At 37.6% G+C, this 11,507-nt stretch carries 14 protein-coding genes; 9 read left to right on the forward strand and 5 right to left on the reverse strand.

What is annotated here, in order from left to right; all coding sequences use genetic code 11:
* Positions 1 to 537: 537 nt before the first annotated feature.
* Positions 538 to 2,226: an electron transfer flavoprotein-ubiquinone oxidoreductase gene (locus KPC_RS14355; protein ID WP_121975044.1), complete on the reverse strand. Its 1,689-nt coding sequence runs from the start codon at positions 2,224 to 2,226 to the stop codon at positions 538 to 540.
* Between the two features lie 50 nt (positions 2,227 to 2,276).
* On the opposite strand from KPC_RS14355, the gene KPC_RS14360 reads away from it, so the two are divergent.
* From KPC_RS14360 to KPC_RS14380, 5 genes are all read left to right on the forward strand, one after another.
* The gene (locus KPC_RS14360; RefSeq protein WP_121975045.1) at positions 2,277 to 2,888 is read left to right on the forward strand and encodes a DUF1285 domain-containing protein; all 612 of its coding nucleotides are present in this window, start codon (positions 2,277 to 2,279) and stop codon (positions 2,886 to 2,888) included.
* Positions 2,889 to 2,932: 44 nt separating this feature from the next.
* A complete protein-coding gene (murI, locus tag KPC_RS14365; protein ID WP_121975046.1) occupies positions 2,933 to 3,802 on the forward strand; it encodes a glutamate racemase in 870 nt (289 codons plus the stop codon).
* A gap of 106 nt (positions 3,803 to 3,908) precedes the next feature.
* Positions 3,909 to 4,943, forward strand: coding sequence for a DUF4062 domain-containing protein (locus KPC_RS14370; RefSeq protein ID WP_121975047.1), 1,035 nt, complete (start codon positions 3,909 to 3,911; stop codon positions 4,941 to 4,943).
* A gap of 66 nt (positions 4,944 to 5,009) precedes the next feature.
* The gene (gene hemH, locus KPC_RS14375; protein WP_121975048.1) at positions 5,010 to 6,053 is read left to right on the forward strand and encodes a ferrochelatase; all 1,044 of its coding nucleotides are present in this window, start codon (positions 5,010 to 5,012) and stop codon (positions 6,051 to 6,053) included.
* A gap of 2 nt (positions 6,054 to 6,055) precedes the next feature.
* Positions 6,056 to 6,700 carry an MBL fold metallo-hydrolase gene (locus KPC_RS14380; RefSeq protein ID WP_121975049.1) on the forward strand — a complete coding sequence of 215 codons (645 nt, stop codon included), beginning with the start codon at positions 6,056 to 6,058 and terminating at the stop codon, positions 6,698 to 6,700.
* A gap of 350 nt (positions 6,701 to 7,050) precedes the next feature.
* Here the strand turns inward: KPC_RS14380 and KPC_RS14385 are convergent, their stop codons facing one another.
* Both KPC_RS14385 and KPC_RS14390 read right to left on the reverse strand, forming a co-directional pair.
* On the reverse strand, positions 7,051 to 7,233 hold the full coding sequence (locus tag KPC_RS14385; RefSeq protein WP_121975050.1) for a hypothetical protein: 183 nt from the start codon (positions 7,231 to 7,233) through the stop codon (positions 7,051 to 7,053).
* A 129-nt stretch (positions 7,234 to 7,362) separates the two neighbouring features.
* Complete coding sequence (locus KPC_RS14390; RefSeq protein WP_121975051.1) at positions 7,363 to 7,536, reverse strand: DNA gyrase inhibitor YacG; 174 nt, start codon at positions 7,534 to 7,536, stop codon at positions 7,363 to 7,365.
* Between the two features lie 81 nt (positions 7,537 to 7,617).
* Between KPC_RS14390 and KPC_RS14395 the strand changes: the two genes are divergently transcribed.
* The 3 genes from KPC_RS14395 (at position 7,618) to KPC_RS14405 (ending at position 10,167) form a co-directional block, all read left to right on the forward strand.
* The gene (locus tag KPC_RS14395; protein ID WP_171334509.1) at positions 7,618 to 8,286 is read left to right on the forward strand and encodes a class I SAM-dependent methyltransferase; all 669 of its coding nucleotides are present in this window, start codon (positions 7,618 to 7,620) and stop codon (positions 8,284 to 8,286) included.
* Positions 8,276 to 9,484 (forward strand): TIGR03862 family flavoprotein, encoded by a 1,209-nt coding sequence (locus KPC_RS14400; protein ID WP_121975053.1) that lies wholly within the window; start codon positions 8,276 to 8,278, stop codon positions 9,482 to 9,484. The genes KPC_RS14395 and KPC_RS14400 overlap by 11 nt, the downstream gene beginning before the upstream one ends.
* 275 nt (positions 9,485 to 9,759) lie before the next feature.
* Entirely contained in the window at positions 9,760 to 10,167 is a 408-nt protein-coding gene (locus KPC_RS14405) for a GFA family protein (RefSeq protein WP_121975054.1), read from the forward strand.
* 58 nt (positions 10,168 to 10,225) lie between these two features.
* Here KPC_RS14405 and KPC_RS14410 read toward each other — a convergent pair whose 3' ends face one another.
* Positions 10,226 to 10,558 (reverse strand): HopJ type III effector protein, encoded by a 333-nt coding sequence (locus KPC_RS14410; RefSeq protein WP_121975055.1) that lies wholly within the window; start codon positions 10,556 to 10,558, stop codon positions 10,226 to 10,228.
* A gap of 183 nt (positions 10,559 to 10,741) precedes the next feature.
* Here KPC_RS14410 and crcB point away from each other — a divergent pair, with 183 nt between their 5' ends.
* Positions 10,742 to 11,122, forward strand: a complete 381-nt coding sequence (crcB, locus tag KPC_RS14415; RefSeq protein ID WP_121975056.1) for a fluoride efflux transporter CrcB — start codon at positions 10,742 to 10,744, stop codon at positions 11,120 to 11,122.
* 86 nt (positions 11,123 to 11,208) lie between these two features.
* On the opposite strand, the gene KPC_RS14420 is transcribed toward crcB, so the two are convergent.
* On the reverse strand, positions 11,209 to 11,457 hold the full coding sequence (locus tag KPC_RS14420; RefSeq protein ID WP_121975057.1) for a type B 50S ribosomal protein L31: 249 nt from the start codon (positions 11,455 to 11,457) through the stop codon (positions 11,209 to 11,211).
* Positions 11,458 to 11,507 lie beyond the last annotated feature (50 nt).

Raw genomic sequence — 11,507 nt, forward strand, 5'->3', positions numbered from 1 at the left:
GATTTATAGAGTAGTAAAAATATTTTGATGAATACTCACATTTTATTCTGTGATAATGACATAATAATGAAAGCTGAAGGCTTATGATTAAATATATAAATTATTCGATAAAAATTCAAAAAAATACTACACTTTTAAACTAAACAGCGTTATAATAAACTCAATTTAAATCACACTATAAATTTTTTGTGTGATTTCAGTTTTACAACCTGACCTTCCCCAAGGTCAGGTTTTTTTTATGTCTAAATAATCTGGAAAATAAAAAAGAGCTCCCTTGGGAACTCTTTTTACCTAAAAAATTAAAAATGAAGCGTATACGCCTAAATAGGGCTTAAAATACCCTGTACATGTGTGGAATATTTACATACTCCTAAAAACATGTTTGATGATTTCATTCTGAAAAAGTCAGCTTGAAACGAATGCTTTTCTTAATTCAAGCCCAGAATGAGATGGTTTTTCTATGCTCTAGTTCTAAACATATTCCTGAAATTGTATATTGGTACTGTCAGTTGTAGTAATAAAACGTAGATTTTCGAATCACATATTAGGGTAATTCGGACCACCACCGCCTTCTGGCGTTACCCAGGTGATGTTTTGCGATGGGTCTTTGATATCACAAGTCTTACAATGTACGCAGTTTGCAGCATTGATCTGGAAGCGTTTAGAACCATCATCATTTTCCATGATTTCATAAACGCCAGCAGGACAGTAACGTTGTGCTGGCTCATCCCATTTTGGTAAATTTACATTTACAGGAATGTCTGGATTAGTCAGTTTCAAGTGCGCAGGCTGGTTTTCTTCATGAACTGTATTTGATACAAATACTGAAGATAAACGGTCAAAAGTCAATTTGCCATCCGGTTTAGGGTAGTTCGGTTTAAAGGTTGCCGCACCTACTGTTTTCAACGCACTAAAGTCAGGTACCAGATCATGCAAGGTAAATGGGACTTTAAAGACATTCTGGTCAATAAAGTTAAATGCTCCACCAAACCACTGACCAAATTTATGCATTGCCGGACCAAAGTTACGAGAGTTATATAACTCTTCTTTTAGCCAGCTATTATCGAATTTGTCTGTATAAGAGGTGAGTTCTTTTTCAAAGAAGTCTTCGCCTTCTGTAACACGGGCAACGGCAATGTCCCCGCCTTTTTCTACACCAGCCTGAATTGCTTCAAATACTGCTTCACCACATAACATGCCAGATTTCATGGCAGTGTGAGAACCTTTGATTTTGGCAAAGTTTAAGAAACCAGCATCATCTCCAATGAGACAACCACCTGGGAATGTGAGTTTAGGAAGTGAATTTAGACCACCTTTAACAACAGCACGTGCACCATAGGAAATACGTTTCCCACCCTCTAAATACTGTTTAATGAGAGGATGTGTTTTCCAGCGNTGCATTTCCATAAATGGGTACATGTGCGGATTTTCATAGGATAAATCCACGATCATACCCAAAGTCACCTGGTTGTTTTCAGCATGATATAACCACCAGCCACCAGAAGAGCCTGTTTCATTGAGAGGCCAGCCAGCACCATGCATAACCAGACCNGGCTTATGTTTTGCCGGATCAATTTCCCAAAGCTCTTTAATCCCGATACCGTAGTGTTGAGGGTCAGCATCTTTNTCNAGATTNNATTTNNNNATNAGNCGNTTNCCTANATGNCCACGACAGCCTTCNGCAAANAAGGTGTATTTNGCATGTAGTTCATAGCCTGGAGCAAAGTTGGCAGTCGGTTCACCATCTTTACCAACNCCCATATCTCCAGTCTGGATACCTTTAACAGAACCATCTTCATGATAGAGGATTTCAGAAGCAGCGAAACCTGGGAAAATAGANACTTCCAGTTCTTCAGCTTTGGTTCCCANCCAGCGTACTACGTTACCCAGAGAAATAACGTAATTGCCATCATTATGCATGGTTTTTGGTACCATCCAGTGAGGCGCTTCTTTATAAGAAGTTTCAGAAAGGGTAAAGAAGGTTCTGTCTTCAGTCACAGGAACGTTTAAAGGAGCGCCTTCTTCTTTCCAGTTAGGGAAAAGTTCGTTGATTGCACGCGGTTCAAGTACAGCACCGGAAAGGATATGCGCACCAACTTCGGAGCCTTTTTCAACGACACAAACAGATAAATCTGGCAGGTTGTTTTCAATTGCTAATTGACGAATTTTAATCGCGGCAGAAAGACCAGCAGGGCCAGCGCCTACGATCACTACGTCAAACTCCATCGATTCACGTTCCTGAGTCGTATTATTTTTTGGTCAGCAAGGCATAAACCATGGTAATTCAAAATAATTCAACATCAGAGGTGAATAATTCACCAAGCTCAGATGATAAAAACTTAATGAACATAGCACAATACTTAAAAGATGCACAGCAGAGTCACAAAAGGTCAATACCACCTTTAGAGCAATGGCATCCAAAGCATTGTGGCAAAATGGATTTGAGCGTTAAAGCTAATGGTGAGTGGTGGCACGAAGGTCAATTGATCAGGAGACAGGCGCTTTTGGATTTATTCTCAAGCGTACTTTGGAAAGAGGATGGGAAATTTTATTTAAAAACACCTGTTGAACAGATTGAGATAACTGTTGAAGATGAACCTTTGTTGGTTAATCAGGTTGATCAAGTAGAGATTGATAAAAAGATCTATTTACAATTAACAACAACTAATCAGGATGTCGTGATTGTTGATCATGATCACCCGATTTTTATGCGTGAATATTCTGGTGAATTGCGCCCTTATATTCATGTTCGTTTTGGAATTAATGCTCTTATTCAAAGAAATACATTTTTTCATTTGATTGAATATGGGGAACTGCTTGAAAATGATCAGGGAGATACTATTTTATCTCTACAAAGTGGTGATTTGCACTTGCAATTAGGCACTTGAGGTTTAAGATTTACATCGTAATTTAACGAGCAGAATGAGTTGCTATGACAGCCATCCTTCCTATATCCCCATTAGATAACCCTATGCCTAAAGCATTAAATGATGCTCCTATAGGTATTTTTGACTCTGGGATAGGTGGTACAACTGTAGCACTCGAATTGGCAAAATATTTGCCTAATGAAAATTTTATTTATTATGCAGATACAGCACACGTACCTTATGGTCCCCGTGAAGATCAGGATATTCGTGAACTTACTGCTCACGCAATAGAATGGTTATATCGGAAAGGTTGTAAAATTGCTGTGGTGGCATGTAATACAGCTTCGGCATTTAGTTTGGATTATTTACGTGAACATTATGGTGAAAACTTTCCAATTATCGGCTTAGTGCCTGCTTTAAAACCAGCAGTACTACAGACGAAGAGTAAAGTGGTTTCGGTATTAGCCACGCCTGCAACATTTCGTGGTCAGTTGATCAAGGATGTTATGCATCGTTTTGCAGAGCCTGCAGGTGTAAAAGTACTGCCTGTTACTTGCCTGGACCTAGTTCCTTTCGTTGAAGCTGGTCAACAGACAAGTGTCAAATGTTTGGAGGCATTAAAACAGGTTTTACAGCCTGTTATCGATCAGGGTGCAGATTATCTGGTACTGGGCTGCACTCATTATCCTTTTTTAAATCAATCGATTAAAACCATTTTTTCTGATAAACTCACCTTGATTGATTCTGGTTTGGCTGTTGCGAGGCAGACAGCACGTGTATTAATTAAAAATGAGCTTGCTGCCAAGCAGGAAAATCAGTCAAATGTCCGTTTGCGCTGTTTTGTAAGTGGGCAAAATGCAGAACAATTAAAACCGATTTTAACCCGTTGGATCGATACAAATATTACATGGTCAATTGAAAATATCATTGATTAAATAAATAATTTCATTCAATCTGAATATTTTAGGCAATTTTGCCAAGTACAAAACATAATTTGGGGAATGTTTTGAATATACTTGGTGAAAAGGATAAGGTTTGCCAATGCTTGATAAGCGTTACCAGGTTTTTGTGATTTCGTCAGGTCTGGATTTACAACATGAGCGTGTGGCGTTGTTCCAGGCGTTGATGAATATTGGATTTTTTCCATGGGGATTAGAACAAAGAACACCACAAAGCAATGCGATTGCGCGTAGACAGATTGAAGAATGTGATTATGTCATTTTACTTTTAGGTGCTGAATATGGTGAGCTGTCCGTTGCTGGTGTTAGTTATATGCATCTGGAATACATCTATGCGGTGGCCAAACAAAAACCTGTGATTGTATTCATTGATTTGAAATCTGCTACAGCAGAACAATTGAGTTGTGATATACAGAATTATCGGAAGATTCAGGATTTTATTGTCCAGCTAAAACATGAGAATGCGCATGTCATCTATTTTAAGGATGTCAAAGATCTTGAGCAGTTAGTCCGCTTTAATATGATGAAAATGTTGGAGTATTTCCCATCTGAAGGTTGGGTTCGTCCAAAACGTGAGCAACAGTTACAAGATGAAATTCAACGTTTAAAGACTGAATTATTACAAGCAAAAACTGAAATTGGTATAGTTAGATATTCCAAATCCCATCAGCAAGATCCATTATTAGCAAGTAAAAATCTCTGGAATACATGTTTTACATTTGAATATAAAATGCACGCCTATTTAGATGGTAATTTTAAGGAAATTTATTCAAAAAGGCAGATTGAATTTAGTGAACTACTTGTTCTGCTAAGTGAAACATTTATTCGACCTGCATCTGAAGAACACTTTGCACAGACAATCAACCATTTTTTAAATGAAACTGCTTTGTCTGATGCTCGTGAGCAGATACCCAGAGCACATGCTGTATCTCGGGCACAAATTAATTTAAATGACTTACAGGTTTTAAAACAACAGTTTCAGAGTATTGGCTGGATTGTACCGATCGCTAAAGATGACAGACAGCGTGTTTTATGGAAAATAGCGGAAAATGGTTTAATTGCTTTGCAATATTGTCAAGAAACATCAAAAGTTAGCAATCAAATAAATCAGAAATAGCTACTATGTTGAAGTACTTAAAAAACTGTTAAAGTAAGATTAATTTCTCAAAAGATGTTTAAGGTCATGCAAAAGTCATCTGAATATAAGCCTAAAGTGACGGTCATTCTTGCAAATTTAGGAACACCAGATGAGCCAACAGTCCCAGCAGTTAGGATGTTTTTAAAACAGTTTTTGTCTGATCAGAGAGTTATTGAAATTCCCAAGCTGATCTGGCAAATCATTCTTCACGCATTTGTTCTGCCGTTTAGACCTAAGCATGTTGCAGAAGCTTATGCTTCTGTTTGGAAAAATGATTCCCCAATGAGAGAAATTTTATTGAATCAGGTTGAGTCTTTAAAGGATAAATTGAGCAGTATTTATCCTGAATTTGAACTTAATTTTATTCCTGCGATGACTTACGGAAACCCGGGGATTAATAAAGCTCTTGCAGGTTTACAGATTCAGCCCCAAGATCACGTTATATTATTTCCGCTATTCCCTCAATATTCGGCAACATCAACTGCTCCACTATATGATGCAGTTGCAAACTGGATAACAAAACAACGTAATTTGCCAGGCTTAACTATTATTCGTGATTATTATCAACATCCTGACTTTATACAGGCGCTGGCAAAAAGCATCTTGGAATTTCAGGCAGAACATGGTGTTCCTGATAAATTATTAATGTCTTTTCATGGTATTCCCCAACCTTATGCTGATAAAGGTGATCCTTATGCTGAGCGTTGCCATATCACTGCACAAAAAGTTGCGGAGGCTTTGGATTTGAAGGATGATCAATGGGCAATCAGTTTCCAGTCGCGTTTTGGTAAGCAAGAATGGGTAAAGCCATATACGGATGAGTTATTAAAACAGTGGGCTACTCAAGGTGTACAGTCAGTACAGGTCTTGAGCCCTGCATTTTCTGCCGATTGTCTGGAAACATTAGAAGAGTTGGCCATGCAAAATGCTGAATTTTTTAAGGCTGCTGGTGGAAAGGAATATGTTTATATTCCTGCCCTGAATTCAAGAGCTGATCATATTGATTTTTTATCACTACTTTTAAAAGCACAGCTAGATGCTTTAAAAGTGACACTTGCACAATCAGATATGAAAACTGAGGTGGTTTAACCATGCTACAAGTCAAAATTGTTCCTGTTACTGCATTTCAGCAAAATTGTTCAATCTTATGGGATAGTGAGAGTAAAGAAGCTGTACTCATTGATGCTGGTGGTGATGCAAACAGGTTGAAACAAGAAGTGCAAGCTCTAGGGGTAACGGTAAAGGAGCTTTGGTTAACGCATGGACATCTGGATCATGCAGGTGCTGTCGGTCAATTGGCACGTGAATGGTCTATTCCAGTGATTGGTCCACACAAGGAAGATCAGTTCTGGCTAGATATGATTCAGGAAGTGTCTGCTCGTTATGGTTTTCCTGTTCCAGAACCAGTGCTTGTAAATCAGTGGCTGTCAGGGGGAGAAATACTTAAACTGGGTGATGAAGAGTTTCAGGTGCGCTTTGCACCAGGGCATACTCCTGGGCATGTCATGTTCTATAATGAAAAAAACAATATCTTATGGACAGGTGATGTTTTATTTAAAGGCTCAATTGGCAGAACAGATTTTCCTAGGGGAGATCATGCTCAACTTATTGAATCCATTCAACGAGAATGTTTCAATCTCCCGGATGAAACACAGTTTGTTTCAGGGCATGGACCTATAAGTACCATTGGCTATGAAAAACAATTTAATCCATTTGTAGCTGGGAAGGCTGGATAGGCATTTAGTTCTGAGATTTATCTTTGAACCCGAATGGGCTAACAATATGATTTTTTGTTTCTGAGTGCATCAGATATGCTGCGATTGCAGACAGGAGACCAATCGCAATATCTAGACTATCGAGAGATATGATGCCTAGAGCAATGAATATAAGACAAGTTAGAATTAATGACGCAATAATAGCTTTCAAAAAAACATATGAGAACAAGAGTAACCCCTAAACCAAACCATAAATTTTCTTCAATTACAGTAATGTAAGGTATTTTATTTTTTTCATGGTTATCTAATTGCGAAATAAAGTTAAGTGAATAAACTAAAATAAGTATAGTAAAAAAATATTGATGTTTTTATTATTTTTTTCTAAAAGGGTTACGCATTAATTGCTTATTTTCTAAAATAACCAGAAGCGTTGCAACTGCAAATAAAATTGCCACAATAAGTAATGCAAAATCAAGCGTATATAAGCCAAGAATAATAAAAAAAATAGTCGCCACTATAAAGGCGAAAAGTAGAATTTTATAACTTAAGGTCATGTCTGACTCCTTAATTTAAAATCAGAGCAGTATTATTGGCATGGCTTGGTTAAATTGGTGTGAATTTTTTGTGTATAACTTAAACAAAATGTTTAATACTTTTTTACATTTTGAAACTAAAGTGACGAATTAGTGATCGTTATCTTCAGCTTGAGGAGCATCTTGAGTTGGGAGTTTATATTCTTCACTTGCCCAAGCACCTAAATCAATCAGTTTACATCTTTCTGAACAAAAAGGACGAAAATCATTACCCTGCCATGTTGTTAATTGTCCGCAACGAGGACATTTAAATGTATGAGGCATATTCATTTCTCCAAATCTTTTCTATGACATAGGCAAACTAAAACAGAATTGTTAGACTTGTGCCGTATTTATTAGTTTGATCTGTTTATGCTGATTCGTCAATTTCAAGCACTGCGCATGCATGCACCCCGTCAATTTAAACCGGTTTCAAGTGACTCTATTTGTGTGGAAATTGGAGCGGGGAAGGGTAAACATGCGCTTTTATTTAGTTCTATTAATCCTGAGAAAAAACTGTTTGCAATAGAACGGACTCGTGAAAAATTTGATGCGATGAGCAAACAACATTTGCTTGAAGGTCAAAAGAATTTAGAAACGATTCACGCTGATGCGATTCCTTGGATTGTTCATGCACTTTATCCAAAACAAGTACAGCAATTTTTTATTTTATATCCAAATCCTGAACCACATAATCCAGCTCAGCGCTGGTTGAATATGCCATTTTTTGAATTTTTACTTTCTCGTTTAGCAGTTCATGGCACAGTGACATTAGCCAGTAATATTCCTGAATATATTGAGGAAGCCGAACAACAATTGAAGAATGTCTGGAAACTTCCTTTTGAAAAACAAAAAATACAGTCAGACTCTGCTAGAACACATTTTGAAATTAAATACTTAGAACGTGGTGAACTATGTCAGCAGCTTGTGATTCGTAAACCTGAAGATTATCAGACAAGATTCGATGATTTTATGCCTTTACAAGGAAAAACTGCTGATCTGGATGGAACTTTAGAGCATCAGCATGAGCAGTAAAAAGATTGCTATTATTGGGGCTGGGCCTGCAGGTTTAATGGCAGCTGAAGTTTTGAGCCATTATTATGATGATATTCAAGTTTATGAGCAAAAGCCTTCAGCTGCACGTAAGTTTTTGATGGCTGGTAAAACTGGATTGAATATTTCACATGCAGAGCCAATAGAAAAGTTTATTAACAGATATGATCATCCAGAATGGTTGGAGGTCTGGATTCGTCGATGGGATGCTGTCTGGATTCAAAATTGGATGAAAGGTCTAGGTATCGATTCTTATATCGGCTCATCAGGGCGTATTTTCCCTGTTGAAATGAAAGCTGCACCTTTGCTTCGGGCTTGGTTAAAACGCTTGGTAGATCAGAAGGTCAAATTTTATTATCGGCATCAGGTTAAGGCATTACAGCAAAATCATTTAACGGTTTTGAATCTACAGGACAATGTAGAGCAGACGACTGCATTTGATGCAATTATTTTGGCATGTGGTGCGGTGTCATGGTCCCAGCTCGGAAGTGATGGTGCATGGAGAAATTGGCTATCATCTGATGAGATGGAAGCTTTTCAAGCGAGTAATGCAGGTGTGGTCAGGAAATGGTCCCGGTTTATGCACCCTGTATTTGGCCAGCCATTAAAACGGGTTCATGCATGGGTCGATCCAAAGTCTAAGAGTGAAGGTGATATTATCATCACCCATTATGGACTGGAGAGTGGTCTGGTTTATAGGCAAGGGAGAGATTTACGTTCTTTATTAAAACGGCAAAATAAAATGTGGCTTTATCTGGATTTGTTGCCAGATCTAACCATAGAACAATTAATTAAAAAATTACAGCCCGCTAAAAAGCAATCTTTAAATAATATTTGGAGAAAAGCAGGACTGGATACAGTTAAGTCTAATTTGATACGTGAGTTAGTTGATAAAGAATTATGGGCAATACCTGAACTTTTAGCGAAACAAATCAAAAATTTAAAAATAGAATTAGATGATTTTAGGCCCATTGAGGAGGCGATTAGTTGTGCGGGAGGCGTCAAGCAGGAAGCCTTGACAGAAAATCTTCAGTTAAAAAGCAATCCTTATGTTTTCTGTGCAGGTGAAATGTTGGATTGGGATGCACCAACGGGTGGATATTTGCTTACAGCTTGCTTTGCAACAGGGAGAGCGGCGGGCGAGGGAGTATATGCTTATCTAGAGAAGCAATTTACCTGATGGATAATGTTCTTTTAATATCTATGGATTATATTAGTGACCATTGACATTGTCTAAATAGATTGTGTGACAAGTTGAAATTGAGCAGATGATGCACGAAATGAAGAGAATGGTGAGACTATTTTCAAATTCTGGAACAGTGTTTCTGATCATTTGGATCAGTAGGTTTCTCAAGTAACACCTCATGCCAACTAAATACCTGTCGTCGCAATTGCTTTGAAATGTCAACAGATCCTATTTAAATGCAGTGATTAAAAGATACGGTAGGTAAGACGATGGAAGAAAAGAAATACACAGGAAGTTGCTTATGTGGTGGAATTCGCTATGAAATTCATGGAGAAATTGGCGATATTTTAGAATGTCATTGTCAAAGATGCCGAAAAGCCAATGGTACTGCGTTTGCAACCAATGCCCCAGTAAAAAAAACTGATTTTAAAATTACCCATGGTGAAAATCTGCTCAAAAAATTTGAGTCTACCCCAACGACTATGCGCTGTTTTTGTAGCGAATGTGGTTCACCAATCATAAGTATTAAAGAAGAGACACCTGATACATATCGGTTAAGAATAGGAACTTTGGATAGTAAGCTAGAGCATAAACCAAGTTCACATATTTTTGTCGCATATAAAGCTGAGTGGGATACAATTTATGATGACTTACCACAATATGCTGAACGGCCGTAGTGTCTCTTAACTGCCACCTTGTAATCCAGAGTGGCAGTATCAAGAAGCTTGTTTAAAATTATTTTGCTTTTAAAGCGTCGCTTTCAAATTTCACGCCATCCCAGCCATTTTGCATAAATTGGCGAATATTTTGGTGATCTACTGCATCTGGTGTTGCCAAAACTGATTGATAATGCTCAGCGAATAATTGCAGAGTCTGTTCAGGAGTTAAGGTATTTAGTTTTGCAAAAGAAAAAACTTTGGCACTGCCTTGGTTTTCAGTTGCTGCATTATGCTGCTTGCCATTTGTGAAAGCTGTAGGGGTATGTATGTAATGTGCATCAATGTAAGCGATAACATCTGAAAATTTTGCTTGACCATTTTCGAGTCTGGTTAAGAGTTCTTGTACCATGATTTGATATATCCTAAAGAAAACTGCCTGAATCATAGCATTTATATATACTTTTCTAACTGGCATCGTATAAAAATCATGTATTTTGGTGCGAAGCTTGTTTTAAAATTAAAAAATATTTTAAGAAATACACAACCTAATTGTGGATAAATCTGAACTTATTCACATCGTGGAGAAATGATTATGAGTTGGCTATTGGTTGCAATAGGCGGAGCAATTGGTGCGAGCTTACGCTATGGTGCGGGCTTGATCATTACACGACCGCAGATGTATTTTCCATGGACAACCTGGTCAATCAATATTTTAGGGTGCTTTCTGGCTGGTATATTTTTCGCTTTTACTGAACGTTATCCTGTTTTACAACAACAGGCGAGGCTATTTTTAATGGTTGGTATTTTTGGGGGATTTACTACGTTTTCAAGCTTTGGACTGGAAACTTTTCAACTGATTCGCCAAGGACATTTGTCAATAGCTCTAGCATATACCATTTCTAGTGTATTGGTCGGGGTCATTTGCCTGATGATAGGTTTTTATATTTTTCAGTTTTTATTGAATACGAAGTAGAAAAATAAAAAAAAGCCTAAGTCGGAGGAGGGACACTTAGGCTTTGAGTTCAAGTAAAAATTTACAGGAGCAAACTTAAATATTGATTAACGTTTAAAGCGGGCGAAACGTTTATTAAAGCTTGCAACACGTCCTTCATTACTTGCTTGTCGTACTTCACCTGTATAGAACGGGTGAGAGGCACTTGAAATATCCAAAGTAACATAAGGATAAACTTTACCCTCATACTCTCTGGTTTGTTTTGCCTGAATAGTGCTTCCAATTAGGAAGAAAGCATTTGCATTTGTGTCATGAAATAACACTTCTCTATATTCTGGATGTATATCTGGGCGCACAACGACCTCCAATCATTATTTTTAATTATGTTATAACATAACAATTATAT

Source organism: Acinetobacter stercoris, assembly GCF_900323515.1.
Lineage (GTDB): Bacteria > Pseudomonadota > Gammaproteobacteria > Pseudomonadales > Moraxellaceae > Acinetobacter > Acinetobacter stercoris.

Excerpts from the sequence above, each read along its gene's own strand:
- KPC_RS14360 (WP_121975045.1), top strand. The coding sequence starts at position 2,277 with ATGGTAATTCAAAATAATTCAACATCAGAGGTGAATAATTCACCAAGC.
- murI (WP_121975046.1), top strand. The coding sequence starts at position 2,933 with ATGACAGCCATCCTTCCTATATCCCCATTAGATAACCCTATGCCTAAA.
- KPC_RS14370 (WP_121975047.1), top strand. The coding sequence starts at position 3,909 with ATGCTTGATAAGCGTTACCAGGTTTTTGTGATTTCGTCAGGTCTGGAT.
- hemH (WP_121975048.1), top strand. The coding sequence starts at position 5,010 with ATGCAAAAGTCATCTGAATATAAGCCTAAAGTGACGGTCATTCTTGCA.
- KPC_RS14380 (WP_121975049.1), top strand. The coding sequence starts at position 6,056 with ATGCTACAAGTCAAAATTGTTCCTGTTACTGCATTTCAGCAAAATTGT.
- KPC_RS14385 (WP_121975050.1), bottom strand. The coding sequence starts at position 7,233 with ATGACCTTAAGTTATAAAATTCTACTTTTCGCCTTTATAGTGGCGACT.
- KPC_RS14390 (WP_121975051.1), bottom strand. The coding sequence starts at position 7,536 with ATGCCTCATACATTTAAATGTCCTCGTTGCGGACAATTAACAACATGG.
- KPC_RS14400 (WP_121975053.1), top strand. The coding sequence starts at position 8,276 with ATGAGCAGTAAAAAGATTGCTATTATTGGGGCTGGGCCTGCAGGTTTA.
- KPC_RS14405 (WP_121975054.1), top strand. The coding sequence starts at position 9,760 with ATGGAAGAAAAGAAATACACAGGAAGTTGCTTATGTGGTGGAATTCGC.
- KPC_RS14410 (WP_121975055.1), bottom strand. The coding sequence starts at position 10,558 with ATGGTACAAGAACTCTTAACCAGACTCGAAAATGGTCAAGCAAAATTT.
- crcB (WP_121975056.1), top strand. The coding sequence starts at position 10,742 with ATGAGTTGGCTATTGGTTGCAATAGGCGGAGCAATTGGTGCGAGCTTA.